16 protein-coding genes and 1 tRNA gene are annotated in these 19,658 nt (G+C 68.2%); 3 read left to right on the top strand and 14 right to left on the bottom strand.

Annotated features, from left to right (window positions below; translation table 11 throughout):
- Positions 1 to 94: 94 nt before the first annotated feature.
- Positions 95 to 676: an ANTAR domain-containing response regulator gene (locus ABD116_RS30050; RefSeq protein ID WP_425552182.1), complete on the bottom strand. Its 582-nt coding sequence runs from the start codon at positions 674 to 676 to the stop codon at positions 95 to 97.
- Between the two features lie 163 nt (positions 677 to 839).
- On the opposite strand from ABD116_RS30050, the gene ABD116_RS30045 reads away from it, so the two are divergent.
- Together ABD116_RS30045 and ABD116_RS30040 are read left to right on the top strand one after the other, a co-directional pair.
- Positions 840 to 912 (top strand) — tRNA-Leu (locus ABD116_RS30045).
- A 326-nt stretch (positions 913 to 1,238) separates the two neighbouring features.
- Positions 1,239 to 1,742: a hypothetical protein gene (locus ABD116_RS30040; protein WP_343977773.1), complete on the top strand. Its 504-nt coding sequence runs from the start codon at positions 1,239 to 1,241 to the stop codon at positions 1,740 to 1,742.
- 180 nt (positions 1,743 to 1,922) lie between these two features.
- Here ABD116_RS30040 and pyk read toward each other — a convergent pair whose 3' ends face one another.
- The 4 genes from pyk to gltB form a co-directional block, all read right to left on the bottom strand.
- The gene (pyk, locus tag ABD116_RS30035; protein ID WP_343977770.1) at positions 1,923 to 3,365 is read right to left on the bottom strand and encodes a pyruvate kinase; all 1,443 of its coding nucleotides are present in this window, start codon (positions 3,363 to 3,365) and stop codon (positions 1,923 to 1,925) included.
- Positions 3,366 to 3,439: 74 nt separating this feature from the next.
- Positions 3,440 to 4,990 carry a metallophosphoesterase family protein gene (locus ABD116_RS30030; protein WP_343977767.1) on the bottom strand — a complete coding sequence of 517 codons (1,551 nt, stop codon included), beginning with the start codon at positions 4,988 to 4,990 and terminating at the stop codon, positions 3,440 to 3,442.
- Between the two features lie 138 nt (positions 4,991 to 5,128).
- Positions 5,129 to 6,595 (bottom strand): glutamate synthase subunit beta, encoded by a 1,467-nt coding sequence (locus tag ABD116_RS30025; RefSeq protein WP_343977764.1) that lies wholly within the window; start codon positions 6,593 to 6,595, stop codon positions 5,129 to 5,131.
- The gene (gltB, locus tag ABD116_RS30020; RefSeq protein WP_343977761.1) at positions 6,595 to 11,118 is read right to left on the bottom strand and encodes a glutamate synthase large subunit; all 4,524 of its coding nucleotides are present in this window, start codon (positions 11,116 to 11,118) and stop codon (positions 6,595 to 6,597) included. The genes ABD116_RS30025 and gltB overlap by 1 nt, the downstream gene beginning before the upstream one ends.
- A gap of 241 nt (positions 11,119 to 11,359) precedes the next feature.
- On the opposite strand from gltB, the gene ABD116_RS30015 reads away from it, so the two are divergent.
- Complete coding sequence (locus tag ABD116_RS30015; RefSeq protein WP_343977758.1) at positions 11,360 to 12,217, top strand: phosphotransferase family protein; 858 nt, start codon at positions 11,360 to 11,362, stop codon at positions 12,215 to 12,217.
- On the opposite strand, the gene ABD116_RS30010 is transcribed toward ABD116_RS30015, so the two are convergent.
- The 9 genes from ABD116_RS30010 to trpC all read right to left on the bottom strand — a co-directional run bounded on the left by ABD116_RS30010 (position 12,181) and on the right by trpC (position 19,658).
- The gene (locus ABD116_RS30010) at positions 12,181 to 12,990 is read right to left on the bottom strand and encodes a hypothetical protein (protein WP_343977755.1); all 810 of its coding nucleotides are present in this window, start codon (positions 12,988 to 12,990) and stop codon (positions 12,181 to 12,183) included. The genes ABD116_RS30015 and ABD116_RS30010 overlap by 37 nt on opposite strands.
- 10 nt (positions 12,991 to 13,000) lie before the next feature.
- On the bottom strand, positions 13,001 to 13,717 hold the full coding sequence (locus ABD116_RS30005; RefSeq protein WP_343977752.1) for a VIT1/CCC1 transporter family protein: 717 nt from the start codon (positions 13,715 to 13,717) through the stop codon (positions 13,001 to 13,003).
- Positions 13,710 to 14,852: a prolipoprotein diacylglyceryl transferase gene (gene lgt / locus ABD116_RS30000; protein ID WP_343977749.1), complete on the bottom strand. Its 1,143-nt coding sequence runs from the start codon at positions 14,850 to 14,852 to the stop codon at positions 13,710 to 13,712. Before lgt ends, ABD116_RS30005 begins: the two co-directional genes overlap by 8 nt.
- 72 nt (positions 14,853 to 14,924) lie before the next feature.
- Complete coding sequence (locus ABD116_RS29995; RefSeq protein ID WP_343977747.1) at positions 14,925 to 15,641, bottom strand: DsbA family protein; 717 nt, start codon at positions 15,639 to 15,641, stop codon at positions 14,925 to 14,927.
- On the bottom strand, positions 15,638 to 16,102 hold the full coding sequence (locus ABD116_RS29990; RefSeq protein WP_343977745.1) for a MauE/DoxX family redox-associated membrane protein: 465 nt from the start codon (positions 16,100 to 16,102) through the stop codon (positions 15,638 to 15,640). The genes ABD116_RS29995 and ABD116_RS29990 overlap by 4 nt, the downstream gene beginning before the upstream one ends.
- The gene (locus ABD116_RS29985) at positions 16,099 to 16,761 is read right to left on the bottom strand and encodes an SCO family protein (RefSeq protein WP_343977742.1); all 663 of its coding nucleotides are present in this window, start codon (positions 16,759 to 16,761) and stop codon (positions 16,099 to 16,101) included. Before ABD116_RS29985 ends, ABD116_RS29990 begins: the two co-directional genes overlap by 4 nt.
- Before the next feature lie 7 nt (positions 16,762 to 16,768).
- Entirely contained in the window at positions 16,769 to 17,593 is an 825-nt protein-coding gene (gene trpA / locus ABD116_RS29980; protein ID WP_343977739.1) for a tryptophan synthase subunit alpha, read from the bottom strand.
- On the bottom strand, positions 17,590 to 18,798 hold the full coding sequence (gene trpB / locus ABD116_RS29975) for a tryptophan synthase subunit beta (protein ID WP_343977736.1): 1,209 nt from the start codon (positions 18,796 to 18,798) through the stop codon (positions 17,590 to 17,592). Before trpB ends, trpA begins: the two co-directional genes overlap by 4 nt.
- 53 nt (positions 18,799 to 18,851) lie before the next feature.
- Positions 18,852 to 19,658, bottom strand: a complete 807-nt coding sequence (gene trpC, locus ABD116_RS29970; RefSeq protein ID WP_343977734.1) for an indole-3-glycerol phosphate synthase TrpC — start codon at positions 19,656 to 19,658, stop codon at positions 18,852 to 18,854.

Raw genomic sequence — 19,658 nt, 5'->3', positions numbered from 1 at the left:
GTGTTGTGAGGTCGTTACAGCGGTAAGCAGCATGAGCATCAGTGACGACTGTTAATGCCGTCTGCAGGGCGCTTTCCGGTGAGCGGAGAGTGACTCAGTCGTCACTGCCCGCCTCGTCAACGACCAACTCGGCGACCTGACGCATCGAAACTCTTTTATCCATGGCGGTTTTCTGGATCCAGCGGAACGAGTCCGGCTCGGTCAGCCCGAACTTGGTCTGCAGCACCGACTTGGCCCGGTCGACCAGCTTGCGGGTCTCCAGCCGCTCGGCCAGATCCGCCACCTCACGCTCGAGCTCGGCCAGTTCGACGTACCGCGAGGCGGCGATCTCGATGGCCGGCAACAGATCCGCCTTGGAGAACGGCTTCACCAGGTACGCCATCGCGCCGGCGTCCCGCGCCCGCTCCACCAACTCCCGCTGCGAGAACGCCGTCAACATCAGCACCGGAGCGATCCGCTCCCCCGCGATCTTCTCCGCCGCGCTGAGCCCGTCGAGCTTGGGCATCTTCACATCCAAGATCACCAGATCAGGCCGATGCTCGGTCGCCAGCCGAATGGCCTCCTCCCCATCCCCCGCCTGCCCGACGACGTCATACCCCTCCTCCTCGAGCATCTCCGCCAGATCCATCCGGATCAGCGCCTCATCCTCCGCAATCACCACCCGCTTAGCATTCACAAGGACCACCCTATCGATCCCCTCTCGCGCCGCCCGGGCGCAACCGCAGTTCGGGCGAATCGATTTGCCAGCAGGTCACCAAAACAAGGAAGATAGGTCTTGCTCGACCGCGTGCCCCTGCCGTGTCGCAACCTGCTCCGTGGGTTAGGATCTTGGGCGCAAAGCCCTGGTACTCCAACGGCAGAGAGAGCGCACTCAAACTGCGTACAGTGTGGGTTCGAATCCCACCCAGGGCACCGGATCAGCCTCGAATCCCCTTGGGTTCGAGGCTTTTGTCTGTCCCGGATGTGTCGGTGGCCGCTGGCACGCTGGGGTCATGTACGACCGGCGGACAAGAGAGCTGGCGCGAGACGCCGTGGCCTCAGGCGAGAGCCTGAGTTCCGTGAGTAGGCGGCTCGGAATGAGTCGCGCTACTCTCCGTGACTGGCGGGACCGGGTGGGCTCGGAGAGTGACCCGGTCGACTGCCCGCTCTGCACCAACGGGAAGCCACCGGCCGGACCATACGCGCATCTCCTGGGCCTCTACCTCGGCGACGGCTGCCTGTCTGCCGGGAAGAAGCAGGTGTATGCCCTCAGAGTTGCCTGCGACAACAAATACCCTCGCCTGATCCACGAGGCCGAGGCATCCATCCGAGCCGTCCACCCATTCCGCCCGGTCCATCGCGCCCAAGCAGTCGGCTACATCTCGGTCGTCTCCTACTGGAAGCACTGGCCGTGCCTCTTCCCCCAGCACGGGCCTGGACCCAAGCACCTCCGCCAAATCAAACTGGCTGCGTGGCAGCGTGATCTGGTCACCGAAGAGCCTGGAGGGTTCCTCAGAGGCCTCTTCCACTCCGACGGCTGCCGCGTGGCGAACTGGGCGACCCGTCGCGTAGCCGGCGAACTCAAACGCTACGAATACCCGCGCTACCAGTTCTCCAATGAATCTTCCGACATCATGGCGCTCTGCCAATGGGCCCTCGACCTATTGGCTATTCCTTGGCGAATGCCTCGCCCCAATGCGCTATCAGTGGCCAAACGCCAGGCCGTCGCTTCGCTCGACCAGCACGTCGGTCCAAAGTCCTGAGCACTTGACCGGATCGCTGGCCGCGCAGGCGGACTCTCGGGCCCGTCGCTCTCGCAGCCGAACCCGTAGACCTGCTGGCCCGCACCCCAAGGTAGGCAAACTGAAGCGGACGGCCACTTGACCGCCCGCCTCAACCACTACTCATGTATTTCTTTGTTCTTGCCCGGCTCTGGTTCGAGGTCAGTCGCGGTAGGCGGGGGCGGCGCCGCCGATGGCGTCGCCCATGCGGTGGACTCGGAGGGCGTTGGTGGAGCCGGGGATCGAGGGTGGGGAGCCGGCGACGATGACGACCAGGTCGCCCTTTTGGAGTTTGCCCAGTTCGAGGAGGCGTTGGTCTACCTGGCGGACCATGTCATCGGTGTGCTGGACGGTGGGGACGATGTGGGTTTCGATGCCCCAGACGACGGAGAGCCAGGCGCTGACCGACGGGACCGGCGTGAAGGCCAGGACCGGGATCTCGGTGCGGTAGCGGGCCAGGCGAAGCGCCGTGTCGCCGCTTTGGGTGAAGGCGACCAGGTACTTGGCCTCCATCCGCTCGGCGACGTCAGCAGCCGCCTTGGCGATGACGCCGCCCTTGGTGCGGGGTTCCCAGTCGATCTCGGCGACGCGGCCGAGGCCGTGCTGTTCGGTCGACGCGACGATGCGGGCCATCGTCTTGACCGTCTCGATCGGGAACCGGCCGACGCTGGTCTCGCCGGACAGCATCACCGCGTCGGCGCCGTCGAGCACCGCGTTGGCGACGTCGGACGCCTCGGCCCGGGTCGGGCGCGGGGCCGAGATCATCGACTCCAGCATCTGGGTGGCGACGATCACCGGCTTCGCGTTCAGCCGGGCCTGGTCGATGATCAGCTTCTGGACCAGCGGGACCTCCTCCAGCGGGAGTTCCACGCCGAGGTCACCGCGGGCGACCATGAAGCCGTCGAAGGCCTCGATGATCTCGTCCAGGTTGGCGACCGCCTGCGGCTTCTCGATCTTGGCGATGACGGGGATCCGCAGACCCTCTTCTTCCATGATCTTGTGCACGATCTGGATGTCGGCCGCGCGCTGGACGAAGGACAGCGCGATCATGTCGGCCGGCAGGTGCAGGGCCCAGCGCAGGTCCTCCGCGTCCTTCTCGGACATGGCCGGCACGCTCACCGTGACACCGGGCAGGTTGATGCCCTTGTGGTTCGACACCGGTCCGCCCACGACCACCCGGCAGATCACGTCGGTCTCGGTCACCTCCTCGGCGACCAGTGCGATGCGGCCGTCGTCGATGAGCAGCTGATCACCCGGATTGACGTCACCGGGCAGCCCGTCGTACGTCGTACCGCAGATGGTCACGTCCCCGGGGACCTCCCGGGTGGTGATGGTGAAGCGCTCGCCGTAGGTCAAGGTGACCTTGCCTTCGGCGAACTCCGCCAGCCGGATCTTCGGGCCCTGCAGGTCGACGAGGATGCCGACGTTTTTGCCGGTCTCCTCCGCTGCAGCGCGAATCCGGTGATAGATGCGCTCATGCTCGGCGTGGGCGCCGTGGCTCAGGTTCAGCCTTGCGACGTCCATGCCTGCTTGGACGAGTTCCAGGATGCGCTCAGGGGCGGCCGTAGCCGGGCCGAGCGTACAAACGATCTTTGCGCGACGCACGTCACAAAACCCTACTCCTACAAGACCACTGCGCCGCTGGTCCGCCCCCGTTACTGGGCGGTTAACAACTTGTGTCAGTTGGCCAGCGGCTTGTACGTACCGACCGTGATCTCCCCCGTCAGCTCGGCCGTGACGGTCTGCAGGCCGGTCGGCTGACCCTTCACATAAGTGATCAGAGTGACCTCGCCCGGACGCCGCAGGGTGTACCCGAGGGCGAACGCGTACGCCGCTCCGCCGGTCGTCCCGTTGGTGAAGGTGGTGACCGCTTTGCCGCCGAGGATCTTGGTGTCCGGCCCCACCTGGCGATGCAGGTGACCGGACAGCAGCAGCGACGCACAGCCACGATTGGCCGTGTCCTGGAAGGACGCCGGATCGTGGACGACGAAGGTCGAGATCCGCTTGTCCTCGGGCTGCTCACAGGCGACGTCGGCAAGGCGCTTCGACTGCTCCACCGTCGTTTCGTCGCCAGGCGTGTCCGCGCTGCCGAGACCGGTCTTGGTCGGGTCGCTGTCACCGAGGAACCGGATCCCCTCGACCTCGACCGGCTTGCTGTCGAGCACGGTGAACTTGTTCTTCCGCATCGCGTCCTCGATGTGCCCGCCGGCGTCGTGGTTGCCCGCGACCGCGACCACCTTGAGATCCTTGAAGTGCTGAGCGAGCGAGTTGATGCTGAACACCTCCCACGCCTGCCCCGAGGACGAGTCGTCGCCGGCGTCGATCAGTACCTTCGCCCCGGCGACCTTGGCGACCTCGGCCGCGAACGGGTCCATCCCGATGTTGTCGTGCCGGTCCGACACGAGCAGCGCGACGGTCTCCCCCTCGGCCGGCTGGTGGATCCGGCCGCCGACCCGGCTGACGCGATCGCGGAGCTGACCGTAGAACTCGGTCGACCGCTCGTACGTCTCGACCGCCGTACGGATCACCCCGACCCCGCCGGTGGTGGAGAAGCCCGAGGCGACCTCCACGTTCTTCAGCCGATCGTCGAAGGACAGCTCGGGGAGCAGCTTGGAGAGTGGTTGCCAGGTGGTCGGCGCCGCCTCGGGCGCGCGCATCGCGGCCGGGCCGAAGATCGACGCGATCGTGGTCAGCATGGCGACCAGTACGACGATCGCGCGGTGCTGCACCCGGCGCTCGGAGTTGTGCAAGGCCGCCCAGAGCTCCCGCCGTCGGCGGGGGCCGACCATCGCCCAGGTGGTGGCGACGACGACGGCCACCAGCAGGCCCGAGCCGGCGCCGGCGACCGCGTTGTCGACGGCCATCTCGCGGACCACCTGGCGGATCCGGGCGATCTCACCGTCGGGCTGGGAGGCGATCAAGGCGTCGCGGTTGAGCAGCTCGGTCAGGTTGTCGGCGTCGGTTTCCTGGATGTCGATGTTGAGACCGAGGTCCGCGGGCAGATCGGTCTGCAGGCGGAGGCGTGGCAGGACGGCGCCGAGGTCGAGGGTGGCGTGGTTGTCGAAGGTCGGGGACACGTTGGCGGCGTGTGCGCCGATGGTGACGCGCTCGGAGTCGTTGGCGAAGCCGAGCAGCCCGATCGACACCGACACCACCAGCCAGAGCAGCACCAGCGCGACCCATGGCGCCGCTTTGCGGAGCCGGGCCTTCGTCACCAGCCGTCGAAACACGGTCCCCAACCTATTGCCCAAGTTCAAACACCGCACGACACCCACGCCGTTTCAGGGGTCAACCCCTGAGATGGTGGGTTGCCTGGCCAGAATCTGGCGAGGCAACCCACCATCTGCGGGGTTAACCCCTCAGACGTGTCAGACCACCAGGGGGCGGGCTGTGGGTGGGATGGGGGTGGGGAGGGTGGAGGAGCCGGTGAGGTGGGTGTCGACGCCGGCGGCGCAGGAGCGGCCTTCGGCGATGGCCCAGACGATCAGGGACTGGCCGCGGCCGGCGTCGCCGCAGGCGAAGACGCCCTCGACCGAGGTCTGGTACGACTTGTCGCGCTTCACGTTGCCGCGCTCATCCAGTTCGACGCCCAGCTGCTCCAGGAAGCCCTCACGCTCCGGGCCGAGGAAGCCCATTGCGAGCAGGACGAGCTGGGCCGGGATAGTGCGCTCACTGCCCGGTACCGGGGTGAAGCGACCCTCGACGAGCTCGACCTCGACCAGGTCCAGACCAGAAACGTTGCCGTCGGCATCCGCCACGAAGTTGTTGGTGGAGACCGCGTAGACGCGCTCGCCGCCCTCCTCGTGGGCCGAGGCGACCCGGTAGATCATCGGGTACGTCGGCCAGGGCTGCCCCTCCGGCCGCTCGTCCGACGGCCGCGGCATGATCTCCAGCTGGGTGACGCTGCGGGCACCCTGGCGGTGTGCGGTACCGAGGCAGTCGGCCCCCGTGTCGCCACCACCGATGATCACCACGTCCTTGCCAGTGGCAACGATCTGGTCCTCGACCGTCTCCCCCAGCGCGACCTTGTTGGCCTGCGGCAGGTACTCCATCGCCTGGTGGATGCCGCCGAACTCGCGACCCGGTACCGGCAGATCGCGCGCCGCCGTCGCACCGGTCGCGATCACGACCGCGTCGTACCGCTGCTTGAGCTGCGTCCCGGTGACGTCGACGCCGACGTTGACGCCGGAGCGGAAGACGGTGCCCTCTTCCTTCATCTGCTGGATCCGGCGCTCGACCTGCACCTTCTCCATCTTGAACTCGGGGATGCCGAACCGCAGCAGCCCACCCGGCGCCGAGGCGCGTTCGTAGACGGCGACGGTGTGACCTGCCCGGGTCAGCTGCTGAGCCACAGCCAGACCGGCCGGCCCGGAGCCGACGACCGCGATCGTCTTGCCGGTCAGCCACTCCGGCGGCTGGGGCCGGACGTCGCCGGACTCCCAGGCCTTGTCGATGATCGCGACCTCGACGTTCTTGATCGTGACCGGCTCCTGGTTGATGCCCAGCACGCAGGCCGGCTCACAGGGAGCCGGGCACAGCCGCCCGGTGAACTCCGGGAAGTTGTTGGTCGCGTGCAGCCGCTCGATCGCGCCGGTCCAGTCGTCGCGCCAGACCAGGTCGTTCCACTCCGGGATCAGGTTGCCCAGCGGGCAGCCGGAGTGGCAGAACGGGATGCCGCAGTCCATGCAGCGGCCCGCCTGCTTGGTGATGATCGGCAGCAGCGCCTTGCCGGGCCCACCGGGGTAGACCTCTTTCCAGTCCTGCTTGCGTTCCTCGACCGGGCGGCGGTCGGCGACCTCGCGCGGGGTGGTCAGGAATCCCTTCGGGTCAGCCATCAGATGGCCTCCATCATCGCTCGCGTGGTGGCGTCCTCGTCCAGCCCGTCGCGTTCGGCAGCCGCCTTGGCTGCCAGTACGCGGGCGTAGTCACGAGGCATCACCGTGGTGAAGCGGGCAGCCGAGGCGGTCCAGTCGCCGAGCAGCTTTTCCGCCCGCTCCGAACCGGTCTCCTCGTGGTGCCTGCGGACCAGGTCGTGCAACAGCTCGGACTCCGCCTCGGTGAGCGGGAGCAGGTCGACCAGCTCCGGGTTCACCAGCGCGGGGTCCAGATCCAGCACGTGGGCCACGCCGCCCGACATGCCCGCCGCGAAGTTCCGGCCGGTGGCGCCGATGACGACGACGCGACCACCCGTCATGTACTCGCAGGCGTGGTCGCCGACGGCTTCGACGACCGCGGTGGCACCGGAGTTCCGGACACAGAACCGTTGCCCTGCGCCACCGTTGATGAACAGCTCACCGGACGTCGCGCCGTAGGCGATCACGTTGCCGGCGATGATCTGGTCGGCCGCGTCGAACCGCGCCTCGCGGTCCGGGCGGATGACCACCCGTCCACCGGACAGGCCCTTGCCGACGTAGTCGTTGGCGTCGCCCTCCAGCCGGAGCGTGACACCACGCGGCACGAAGGCCGCGAACGAGTTGCCGGCCGACCCGGTGAAGGTCAGGTCGATCGTGCCGTCGGGCAGTCCGGCCGCGCGGTACTTCTTGGTGATCGCGTTGCCGAGCATGGTGCCGACGGTCCGGTTGACGTTCCGGATCGCCAGCTGCGCCCGGACCGGCTCGCCGTTGTCGATGGCCGGCGCGCAGATCCGGATCAGCTCGTTGTCGAGCGCCTTGTCGAGCCCGTGGTCCTGGGTGACGGTCTGGTGCCGCGAAGCACCCTCCGGCAACGAGGGCACGTGCAGGATCGGCGACAGGTCGAGCCCGTCGGCCTTCCAGTGGTCGACCGCGCGCTTGATGTCCAGTACTTCGGCATGCCCGATCGCCTCGTCGAGCGTGCGGAAGCCGAGCTCGGCGAGGTACTCCCGGACCTCCTCCGCGATGAACTCGAAGAAGTTGACGACGAACTCCGGCTTGCCCGCGAAGCGCTCACGCAGTACCGGGTTCTGCGTCGCGACGCCGACCGGACAGGTGTCCAGGTGGCAGACGCGCATCATGATGCAGCCCGAGACGACCAGCGGAGCCGTGGCGAACCCGTACTCCTCCGCGCCGAGCAGTGCCGCGACGACCACGTCCCGGCCGGTCTTGAGCTGGCCGTCGGTCTGTACGACGATCCGGTCGCGCAGTCCGTTGAGCAGCAGGGTCTGCTGAGTCTCAGCCAGCCCGAGCTCCCAAGGCCCACCAGCGTGCTTCAGCGAGGTCAGCGGTGCCGCACCGGTACCACCGTCGTGCCCGGAGATCAGTACGACGTCCGCGTGCGCCTTGCTCACGCCGGCCGCGATGGTGCCGACGCCGACCTCGGAGACCAGCTTCACGTGGACCCGGGCCAGCGGGTTCGCGTTCTTCAGGTCGTGGATCAGCTGGGCCAGGTCCTCGATCGAGTAGATGTCGTGGTGCGGCGGCGGCGAGATCAGGCCGACGCCCGGCGTGGAGTGCCGGGTGCTGGCGACCCACGGGTACACCTTGTGTCCCGGCAGCTGGCCGCCTTCGCCGGGCTTCGCGCCCTGCGCCATCTTGATCTGGATGTCGTCGGAGTTCGTCAGGTACTCCGACGTGACGCCGAAGCGCCCCGACGCGACCTGCTTGATCGAGCTCCGCCGGGCCGGATCGTGCAGCCGGTCGGAGTCCTCGCCGCCCTCACCGGTGTTCGACTTGCCGCCGAGCCGGTTCATCGCGATCGCGAGCGTGGTGTGCGCCTCGGCGCTGATCGAGCCGTAGCTCATCGCACCCGTCGAGAACCGCTTGACGATCGCCGACACCGGCTCGACCTCGTCGACGCTGATCGGCTCGCGATCGGACTTGAAGCCGAACAGGCCGCGCAGCGTCATCAGCCGCTCCGACTGCTCGTCGACGCGGGCCGTGTACTGCTTGAAGATGTCGTACCGGCCCGTGCGGGTCGAGTGCTGCAACCGGAACACCGTCTCCGGGTCGAACAGGTGCGGCTCGCCCTCACGCCGCCACTGGTACTCGCCACCGACGTCGAGCTTGCGGTGGGCGCTGAGGATGCCGTCGGCCGGGTACGCCCGCAGGTGCCGGCGCCTGACCTCCTCGGCGATGACATCGAGACCGATGCCGCCGAGCTTGGACGAAGTACCGGTGAAGTACTCATCGACCAGGTCCGGGGACAGGCCGTTGGCCTCGAAGATCTGCGCGCCCGTGTACGACGCGACGGTGGAGACGCCCATCTTGGACATCACCTTGAGCACGCCCTTGCCCAGCGACTTCACCAGGTTGCGGACAGCCTGCTCGGGCTCGATGCCGGGCAGGTACGTGCCACGGCGGCAGAGGTCCTCGACGGACTCCAGCGCCAGGTACGGGTTGACGCCGGCGGCGCCGTAGCCCATCAGCAGGGCGACGTGGTGCACCTCGCGGACGTCACCGGCCTCGACGACCAGCCCGACCTGCGTACGGGTCTTCTCCCTCACCAGGTGGTGATGAACCGCGGCGGTCAGCAGCAGCGACGGGATCGGCGCGTTCTCGGCGTTCGAGTGGCGGTCGGACAGGACCAGGATGCGGGCGCCCTGGGCGATCGCCGCGTCGGCTTCGGCGCAGATCTCGTCGAGCCGGGCCTTGAGCGACGCGCCGCCGCCCTCGACCTCGTAGTGACCGCGCAACACGGTCGTCGCGAGGCCGGGCAGATCCCCGTCCAGGTTGATGTGGCGGAGCTTGGCCAGCTCGTCGTTGGTGAGCACCGGGAAGGGCAGCACCACCTGACGGCAGGACGCAGGACCCGGGTTGAGCAGGTTCGCCTCCGGCCCCAGGGACGAGGACAACGAGGTGACGAGCTCCTCGCGGATCGCGTCCAGCGGCGGGTTGGTGACCTGTGCGAACAGCTGCGCGAAGTAGTCGAACAGCAGCCGCGGCCGGTCGCTCAGGACGGCGATCGGGGTGTCGGTACCCATCGAGCCGATCGGCTCGGCACCCGACTTGGCCATCGGGGTGAGCAGGATGCGCAGCTCCTCCTCGGTGTACCCGAAGACCTGCTGGCGGCGGGTGACCGAGGCGTGGCTGTGGACGACGTGCTCGCGCTCGTGCAGGTCCTCGAACCGGATCAGGCCGGCGTGCAGCCATTCGTCGTACGGGTTCTCGCCGGCCAGCGCCGACTTGACCTCGTTGTCGGTGATGATCCGGTGGCCCTCGACGTCGACCAGGAAGATCTTGCCCGGCTCGAGCCGGCCCTTCTGGACCACGGTCGCCGGGTCGATGTCGAGGACGCCGGCCTCGGAGGCCAGCACGACGAGTCCTTCGTCGGTGACCCAGTACCGCGAGGGGCGCAGGCCGTTGCGGTCGAGGACCGCGCCGACCTTCGTACCGTCGGAGAAGACGACCGAGGCCGGTCCGTCCCACGGCTCCATCAGGGTCGAGTGGAACTCGTAGAACGCGCGGCGCTTGGGATCCATCGTGGTGGCGTTCTCCCACGCCTCCGGGATCATCATCAGCATCGCGTGCGGCAGCGAGCGGCCGCCGAGGTGGAGGAGCTCCAGGACCTCGTCGAACGAGGCGGAGTCGGAGGCTCCCGGAGTACAGATCGGGTAGAGCTGCTCCAGGTCGCCCGGGATCAGGTCGCTGGCGAGCAGCGCCTCGCGGGCCCGCATCCAGTTCCGGTTGCCCTGCACGGTGTTGATCTCGCCGTTGTGGGCGATGTACCGGTACGGGTGGGCCAGCGGCCAGGACGGGAACGTGTTGGTGGAGAACCGGCTGTGCACGACACCGATCGCCGAGGCGAGGTCGGGGTCGGTCAGCTCGGGGAAGAACTTGTCGAGCTGGTCGGTGGTCAGCATCCCCTTGTAGGTGATGGTGCGACCCGACAACGACGGGAAGTAGGTCTCCGTCTCCTTCTCGGCGCGCTTGCGCAGCCGGAACGCCATCCGCTCCAGCGCCAGGCCGAGCACGCGACCGGCCTTGGCCGCCACGAACAGCTGGCGGAACACGGGCATCACCGAACGCGCGGTGGCGCCCAGCAGGTCCGGGGTGGTCGGCATCTCGCGCCAGCCCAGGACGGTCAGGTTCTCCTCGGCCGCCAGCTCCTCGATCCGGGCGATCGCCTTGGAGGCGTCGTCGGGATCCTGCGGGAGGAAGGCGATACCGGTCGCGTAGCTGCGGGCGACCGGCAGCTCGAAGTCGCACACCTTGCGGTAGTACGCGTCCGGGATCTGGATCAGGATGCCGGCGCCGTCGCCGGAGTCCGGCTCGGCACCCGAAGCACCACGATGCTCGAGGTTGCGCAGGGCGGTCAAAGCCTTGGCCACGATGTCGTGGCTCGGTTCACCAGTCAGGGTTGCGACGAAGGCGACACCACACGCGTCGTGCTCGTGGCGTCCGTCGTACAGACCCTCGCTGGGGAATGGGGGGCGACCATACATTCAGGGGCTCCCGTCGTCCTACGGTCAACTGCTGGCCGCGGGACAACATTGGCCCAAGCCGGGAGTCCCGAGACTACCTCATGACGCCCATCAGGTGGACTGCCATTCCACCGTCGGAGCGCCTTTCACAGTCCACAATCACACCGAGTAAGCAAGCGCTCACTCCGCTTTCTCCCCATGGTGACATCATCCGGGTGAACAGGAGGGGTGAATTGCCTGTACTGGTGGTAGATCTAGTCGGATGCAGTGGAAGCCGGAGGCCGACTGGGTTGCCCTCACCGCGGGGACGGGGGTGTCCAACGGTGGGGTCTGGCTGACGCCTGACGGGATGGTGGTCAAGCGGTTGTTGCCGGGGGTCGGGCGGGTGGATCACTACGCGTACTGGCGGCGGCAGGCTGAGGTGGCTGGTAGTGGGGTGGTTGAGGGGACCGTGGGGTTGCGGGGGCCCCGGTGTGTGAAGGTGGAGAGCGATCCGGGTGGGATGGCCGTTTGGAGTGCGGCGGTCGAGGGGGTGGAGATTGCGCCGGTGGAGTTGGCGGCGGCGGTGGGGCGGTTCGGGCTGAATCAGTTCGAGCGGGCGGAGTGGTTTGCTCGGGGGATTTTGCGGGATCGGTTGGCGGGCGATGAGCGGGACGCCGGGTGGGCGCGGCTCGTGTTCGAGGATCGGTTGCCGGCTGGGCTTCGGCGGGACTGTGGGCTGTTGTGGGAGCGCCGGGGCGAGTTGATGGACGAGCTCGATCGGTTGCCGCAGCAGGTGGTGCATGGGGACGCGCATCCGGTGAATCTGATCGGGCGCGAGGGGGACGACGTGGTGGCGGTCGACTGGGAACAGTTCGGGGTGGGGCCGTTGGGGTTCGATCTCGGGTATCTGGTGGCGTCCACCGAGGCGGCGATCGATGGGTTGGTGGCGGCGTACCAGAGCGGGAGTCAGGAACGCTGGCCGAACAACGCGGTACGGCGTGGGGCGGTGCTGACCGCGGCAATCACGGTGGTCGCGCGGGCGGCTTGGTCGCTCTCGCAGGATGATCCGGGTGACCATGTCGAGCGGCTGTGCCGGTTGGATCAGGTGGTCGCGGAGGCTGCTCGCCAGGCTTTGTAGAACGCCGGGTAGCTCGGGTACCTGGTGGTGACGGCTTCCTGCAGTACGGCGTACTGGGCGTTGGAGCCCTTGAAGGCCGGGCGGTCGAGGGTGCCGTCGGCGAGGAAGATCAGCGCGGAGCGGGCCATCACGAAAGCGGTCGTGCGATCGTCGATCGGGGCGCCGAGCGAGAGCTCCTCGGGCGCCATGAACCGGGACGAGCCGAACATCCGTCCCATGTCGTTGCGGTAGGCACCGAGTTGGTAGTCGTCGAGGTCCATCGCGGTGAGCTGGCGGGTACCGAAGTCGTAGAGCAGCGAGCCGTCGTAGAAGTCGCCTTCGACCCATCCTTGCGTGGTGAGCAGGTCGTGCAGGTCGAAGAGCTGGTCGAGCGCGGCGGTGAGTTGGTCGACGGGCAGGGCGCGGAAGCGCTGGAACGCGCTGGTGGGGTTGTCCTGGCGGGTGCCGAGGTGTTCGCCATCGCGCCATTCGTAGGCCAGCAGCGGACCGGCGGGCGACTCGATCAGGCCGTGGTACTCCGGTAACAGCGGATGTACGACCGCCTCGGCCAGGCGGGCCGCGTTGCGCAGGCCGGCTTCGCGTCGCTCGAACTTGGAGAACGGCTCGGGGTCGGCCGGGTCGCCGGCTGTCTTGAGGAAGTACCGCTGGCCTGCGACCTGTACGCCGTACGAGACGTTGCCCGAGTCCTGGGTGTCGGCGCCGAAGCGCGCGAACACCTCGCCGAATCGGTGGACGAAGACTTCTGGCCGCTCATCGATCGCCGCAGGAAACACCCACGCGACACTAGCCGATACCGGGACCGACCAGGGTGCCGACGCCGTAGGTGAGGGCTGCCGCTGCGCCGCCTAGGAGGAGTTGGCGGAGGCCGGAGTACCACCAGGAGCGGGAGGTGACTCGGCTGACTACCGCGCCGCAGATGAAGAGGGCGGTGAGGGACATGATCAGGGCTGGGATTACTGAGTTGGCGCCCAGGAGGTACGGGAGGAGTGGGATCAGGGCGCCTACGGCGAAGCAGATGAAGGATGAGGACGCGGCGACGACCGGTGAGGGAAGGTCGTTGGGGTCGATGCCCAGTTCTTCGCGGACGTGTTCTTCGAGTGCCTGGTCCGGGTTGATGTGGAACTGCCTGGCTACCTGGTCCGCGAGATCCGGGTCGAGGCCTTTTTGCTGGTAGGTCTCGGAGAGTTCGCGTTCCTCGGCTGCGGGGTGGCGCTGGATCTCTCGGCGTTCTACGTCGATCTCGGCTCTGGCCAGCTCGCGTTGGGAGGCTACCGAGGTGTACTCCCCCGCGGCCATCGAGAAGGCGCCGGCTGCCAGGCCGGCCAGTCCGGCGAGGACGATGAACTTGGAGCCGCTGTCGGTACCGCCGTCCATGCCGGCGATGAGGGCGAAGTTGGAGACCAGGCCGTCCATGGCGCCGAAGACGGCTGGCCGGAGCCACCCACCGGTGACGTCCCGGTGGGTGTGGTCGCCGGCGTGTTCGGCGGAGATCTCAGTCACGAGGTCCTTCTGCGTCGACCTTCGTCACCGGGCTGTGAGGTCCCGTTTCCTCGATCACCTTCGACTCGGTGGTCGCAGAGGTGTCCGCGTCCGTGGAGTTGTCCGCCGGGGTCGGGTTTGCCTCGACCGCCGGGGACAAGTCCGGTGCAGGTTCGTCGGCGGCGGAGGTGGTGGACGTTGAGCCGTCCGCCTCAGTTGAAGCGGTGGTGGAGGTGTCCGGCGAGGCTGCGGTCGCCGGGGTGTCCGCGTCTGCGATGTCGGTGGTCTCGGCCGTGGTGGCGGACGGGGTGGCCGTGGCGGAGATGTCCTCCTGGCCGGGCTTGAGGCGGGCGCTGAGGATGAAGAAGGCTACCGCCAGGACGAACATGATCATCGAGGTCCACACGTTGAGGCGGAGGCCGGCGAACTCGTTGACTGTGTCGATGCGGAGGTTCTCGATCCAGGCGCGGCCGGCGGTGTAGCCGGCGACGTACAGGGCGAAGGCTCGGCCGTGGCCCAGTTTGAAGCGGCGGTCGAGGAGGATGACGAGGGCGATGACGCCCAGGTTCCAGATGGCTTCGTACAGGAACGTGGGGTGGAAGGTGCCGAAGTCGGCGAAGCCGGGCGGGCGGTGGCCGGGGTCGATCTCGAGGCCCCACCAGTGGTTGGTCGGGCGGCCGAAGAGTTCCTGGTTGAAGTAGTTGCCGAAGCGGCCGATCACCTGGGCCAGCGCGATCCCCGGCGCCATCACGTCGGCGACCGCCAGGAACGGCACCTTGTGGCGGCGGCAGGCGATCCAGGCGCCGAGGCAGCCGAAGCCGACCGCGCCCCAGATGCCGAGCCCGCCGTGCCAGATCTTCAGCGCGTCGATCGGGTGCTTGCCCTCACCGAAGTACAGCTCGGCGTCGGTGATCACGTGGTAGATCCGCGCCCCGACCAGGCCGAACGGGACCGCCCACATGATGATGTCGGCGAGCACCTCCGGCGAGCCGCCGCGGGCGACCCAGCGCCGGCGGCCCAGCCAGTAGCCGGCGAAGATGCCGATCAGGATGCAGATGGCGTACGCACGCAGCGGCAGCGGGCCGAGGTGCCAGACGCCCTGGCTGGGACTGGGGATGAACGCCGGGATGATCACGGCGGGCACGAGACTAGACATGGCAGTCGGACCCTACTCGACCCGCCCCGATCGCGACCACCAACCCCGTGGTCACGATCGGGAGACGGAGCGTCAGCTGATACCGCTGATGGCGGCCTTGAGGCCGTCGACGGTGAGTTGGTCACCCTGCAGCATCTTGTCGTTCACGAACACGGTGGGGGTGCCTTCCACCTTGCGGTCGTTCGACGTCTTGTTGATCGACTCCAGCCAGCCCGCATAGCTGTTGTCCTTGATCGCGGCCTCGAACTTGGCGTCGTCGATGCCGAGCTTCTTGCCCAGCTCGATCAGCTGGTCGTTCGTCCACGCCTTGGTGAAGTCGGCGTAGATCTCGTCGGCGTAGCTCAGCGCCTTGCCGCTCGCGGCGGCCGCGGCGAACGCGTTCGCCAGCCGGGGCGAGGCGCCCGGGTTCACGAACTTCAGCGGGTAGTACGTGAGCGTGATCGTGCCGTCCTCGACCAGCTGGTCCAGTACCGGCCCGGTCTCCTTCTCGAACTCGGCGCAGTGCGGGCAGCGGAAGTCCAGGAACAGGTCCACGTTGGTCGTCGCGCTGTCCTTGCCGACCCTGACACCCTCACCGGACGTCCCCGGACCGGTCAGTACGGCCGGCTCGGTCCGTCCGTTCGAGGTCACGTCGACCGACGAGTGCTTGCGCCAGTAGTCGACCCCGACGGCCGCGACGATCGCCAGCACCACCACGCCGACCACGACGATCAGCCCGACCGGCACCCGGCGCTTCTGCGGCTCCACCACCAACGGGCTGGCGGGCCTCTTCTTCTTGCTGTTGGTCACGACGCGACGACTCCTGTCGAGGGTTCCGATTCGAGCGCGAACCTGCTGAGCGGATTCAGGTACAGCCACCCCGCCGCCACCAGCAGACCCACATCCCGCAGGATCTCCTGCAGGTACTTCGTATCGCCGGGCGCGACCTGACCGCCACCGCCGAAGCAGCCGCAGTCGATCGCCAGCCCACGAGCCCAGGCCGACGACACCGCGGCGATGAACAACACCATGAAGACGCCGGCCGCCACCGCCGCAGGCCGAACACCGTAGCCGACGATCAGCAGCAGCCCGATCCCGATCTCCAGGAACGGCAACAGCAGCCCCACCACCCCGTCGAACCCCTGCGGCAACAGTTCGTACGCCCGGACCGCCTGCGTCGCAGCCTCCGGATCGGTCACCTTCAGCGCGCCTGCGACCAGCATCACCCCGCCCAGCAGCAGCCGCGCGGCCAGCGATACCCACAGCTTCACTGGTTGTCCTCCACCAGCTTGCCGAAGTCGTGCGCCAGATCACCGATCGCCGCGTTCGACAGCCAGAGCACCCCGGCCTTGTCGTTCTTGCCGAAGCCGAGCACCTGCGCGCCGTGGCCGACCTCGTACCCACCCGAGGGCAGCTTCTGCATCCCCTCGACCGGTACGCCGACCGCCTTCGCGATGTCCTTGATCGAGTCCAGCTGACCGGTCAGACCGATGAACGACGGGTCGAACCGGTCCAGGTACTTCCGGATCACCGGCCCCGTGTCGCGCGCCGGGTCGGTGGTGATGAACAGCAACTGCACCTGGTCGCGGACCGATTCGTCGAGCTTGGTCAGCGCCGAGGCCACATCGGCCATCACCGTCGGGCACACGTCCGGACAGTTGGTGTACCCGAAGAAGATCAGCGTGACCGGCTTCTTCGTCGAGGTGACCAGGTTGAAGTCGTTGCCCGACGTGTCGGTCAGCACCTTGGCCGGCAGCGCGTACGGCCGGTCCAGCGTTGCCCCCCGCAACCCGCTCGGATCACCTGCCGGGGTGCGGATGATCGCCCCGCCGGGGTTGTCGGCCGTCTGCTTCTGTCCGCCGCTGCAGCCCACAAGGGCAAGCAGAGCCACCGCGGCGAAGAAAACAGCCGCGTTCCTGGTTCGACTCACAGGCGGTTCAACGATCAACAGGCTTGCGTGGTTCCCGCCGGACGCCCTCAGCGAGATCTTCGGTCAGAGCCCGTACGCCGGCCGGGCCGCCCGCGTCCAGCGCCTTCACGAAGGCCGAGCCGACGATCACCGCGTCCGCGTACTCCGCGATGGCGGCGGCCTGGTCCCCGTTCGAGACGCCGAGCCCGACGCCGACCGGCAACCCGGTCGCCGCCTTCGTCCGGGCGACCAAGGGCGCCGCCAGGTCGGAGGTCTGGTCGCGGGCCCCAGTGACGCCCATCACGGCCGTCGCGTACACGAACCCCCGGCAGTTGCCGGTCGTCATCGCGATCCGCGCGTCCGTCGACGACGGCGAGACCAGGAACACCTTGTCCAATTCGTTCTTGTCGGCCGCCGCGATCCACTCGGCGCCCTCGTCGGGGACCAGGTCGGGCGTGATCAGCCCCGCTCCCCCGGCCGCCTTGAAGTCGACGGCGAACCGGTCCACGCCGTACCGCTCGATCGGGTTCCAGTACGTCATCACGAGCACCGGGACGTCGGAGTACGCAGCGAGCTTCTCGACCGTGGAAAGGACGTCGCGGATCCTCAGCCCACCGGCCAGCGCGGCCTCGGCGGCCCGCTGGATCGTGACGCCGTCCATCACCGGGTCGGTGTACGGCAGGCCGATCTCGAGCACGTCGGCGCCGCCGTCGACGAGCGCCTTGATCGCGTCGACGCCACCGTCGATGCTCGGGTACCCGGCCGGCAGGTAGCCGACCAGCGCCGCCCGGCCCTCGTCGTTGGCCTTCCGGATCGCCGCACCGGCGTTGCCCAAGGCAACCAAATCGCTCATGCCTTGCCGTCCCCGTCGATCAGGCCGAAGTACGTGCCGGCCGTGTCCATGTCCTTGTCACCGCGTCCCGACAGGCAGACCAGGTAGGTCGCGTCGGGGCCGAGCTCCTTGACGATCTCGAGCGTGCCCGCGATCGCGTGCGCCGACTCGATCGCCGGGATGATGCCCTCGGTGCGGGCGAGCAGCCGGAACGACTCCATCGCGTCCGCGTCCGACACCGGCCGGTACGACGCTCGCCCGGTCTCGGCCAGCCACGAGTGCTCAGGACCGACACCCGGGTAGTCCAGCCCGGCCGAGATCGAATGCGACTCGATCGTCTGGCCGTCCTCGTCCTGCAACAGGTAGGACCGCGCGCCATGCAATACGCCGACCTGCCCGGCGGTGATCGTCGCCGCGTGCCGACCGGTCTCGTACCCGTCGCCACCGGCCTCGATGCCGTACAGCTTCACGTCCGTGTCGGGCACGAACGCCGCGAACAGGCCGATCGCGTTCGACCCGCCGCCGACGCAGGCGATCGCCTCGTCGGGCAGCCGGCCGAGCAGCTCTAGCGACTGCGCCCGGGCCTCGTCGCCGATACCGCGGACGAAGTCACGGACCATCGCGGGGAACGGGTGGCCGCCGGCCGCCGTACCGAGCAGGTAGTGGGTGTTGTCGACGCTGGAGACCCAGTCGCGCAGGGCTTCGTTGATCGCGTCCTTGAGCGTGCGGCTGCCGGTCTTGACCGGGATCACCTCGGCGCCGAGCAGCTTCATCCGGGCGACGTTCAGCGCCTGGCGCTCGGTGTCGACCTCGCCCATGTAGACGACGCACTCGAGGTCCAGGTAGGCACACGCGGTCGCCGTGGCGACACCGTGCTGGCCGGCGCCGGTCTCGGCGATGACGCGGGTCTTGCCCATCCGCTTGGTGAGCAGCGCCTGGCCGAGCACGTTGCGGATCTTGTGGGCGCCGGTGTGGTTGAGGTCCTCGCGCTTGAGCAGGATCCGGGCGCCGGCCACCTCGGACAGCCGGGTGGCGTCGTACAGCAGGCTCGGCACGCCGGCGTACTCGCGCAGCATCCGGCCGAACTCACCGGTGAACTCCGGGTCGGCCATCGCTTCCTGCCAGGCGACCGTCAGCTCGTCGAGCGGCGCGATCAGCGCCTCCGGCATGAACCTGCCGCCGAAGCGGCCGAAGTGCCCGAGCTGATCAGGCAACACAGCAGTCATTGCTAGCCTCCAGAGATGAGTTTCCCCTGCCTGGGCAGGGGAAACTCAGACGTCTAGTGACGCTGCTGGATGGCGGGGTGCGATCCCGCAGCGACGAGATCGGCGACCGAGGCCCGCGGATCGCGGCCGGTCACCAGGGTTTCACCGACGAGGACGACATCGGCCCCGGCGCGCGCGAACTCGATTACATCATGCGGACCACGCACACCGGACTCCGCCACCCGGATCAGGTTGGTCGGGATCACCGGCGCGACCCGCGCGAAGGTCGAGCGGTCCACCTCCAGCGTCTTCAGGTTGCGGTTGTTGACGCCGATCACCTGGGCCCCCGCGTCCACCGCACGCAGGGTCTCTTCCTCGTCGTGCACCTCGACCAGCGGGGTCAGCCCGATCGACGTGGCCCGCTCGATCAGCGAGACCAGCGCCTCCTGCTCGAGCGCCGCCACGATCAGCAGGATCATGTCGGCGCCGGCTGCCCGGGCCTCCCAGAGCTGGTACGAGGAGACCACGAAGTCCTTGCGCAGCACCGGCACGTCGACCCGGCCGCGGACCGCGCGCAGGTCGTCGAGGCTGCCGCCGAACCGGCGCTTCTCGGTCAGCACGCTGATCGCGGCCGCGCCGCCCTCGGCGTACTCCGAGGCGAGCGCCGCCGGGTCGTCGATGTCGGCCAGCGCGCCCTTGGACGGGCTGGACCGCTTCACCTCGGCGATGATCGCGATCCCGTCACCACGGAACACCGGCATCGGGTCCTTGGCGTCCGGCTTGCGCTGGGCTTCCAGCTTGAGGTCGTCCAGGCTGACCAGCGCCTGGCGCTCCGCGAGGTCCTCCCGGACCCCGGCGAGGATGTCGTCAAGCACAGTCAT

The sequence above is a fragment of the Kribbella koreensis genome (assembly GCF_039525325.1).
Classification (GTDB): Bacteria; Actinomycetota; Actinomycetes; order Propionibacteriales; family Kribbellaceae; genus Kribbella; species Kribbella koreensis.
Note: the sequence above shows the minus strand (reverse complement) of the source record. Positions and strands in the feature narration are given on the sequence as shown.

Excerpts from the sequence above, each read along its gene's own strand:
- ABD116_RS30025 (WP_343977764.1), bottom strand. The coding sequence starts at position 6,595 with ATGGCTGACCCGAAGGGATTCCTGACCACCCCGCGCGAGGTCGCCGAC.
- gltB (WP_343977761.1), bottom strand. The coding sequence starts at position 11,118 with ATGTATGGTCGCCCCCCATTCCCCAGCGAGGGTCTGTACGACGGACGC.
- ABD116_RS30015 (WP_343977758.1), top strand. The coding sequence starts at position 11,360 with ATGCAGTGGAAGCCGGAGGCCGACTGGGTTGCCCTCACCGCGGGGACG.
- lgt (WP_343977749.1), bottom strand. The coding sequence starts at position 14,852 with ATGTCTAGTCTCGTGCCCGCCGTGATCATCCCGGCGTTCATCCCCAGT.
- trpA (WP_343977739.1), bottom strand. The coding sequence starts at position 17,593 with ATGAGCGATTTGGTTGCCTTGGGCAACGCCGGTGCGGCGATCCGGAAG.
- trpB (WP_343977736.1), bottom strand. The coding sequence starts at position 18,798 with ATGACTGCTGTGTTGCCTGATCAGCTCGGGCACTTCGGCCGCTTCGGC.
- trpC (WP_343977734.1), bottom strand. The coding sequence starts at position 19,658 with ATGACTGTGCTTGACGACATCCTCGCCGGGGTCCGGGAGGACCTCGCG.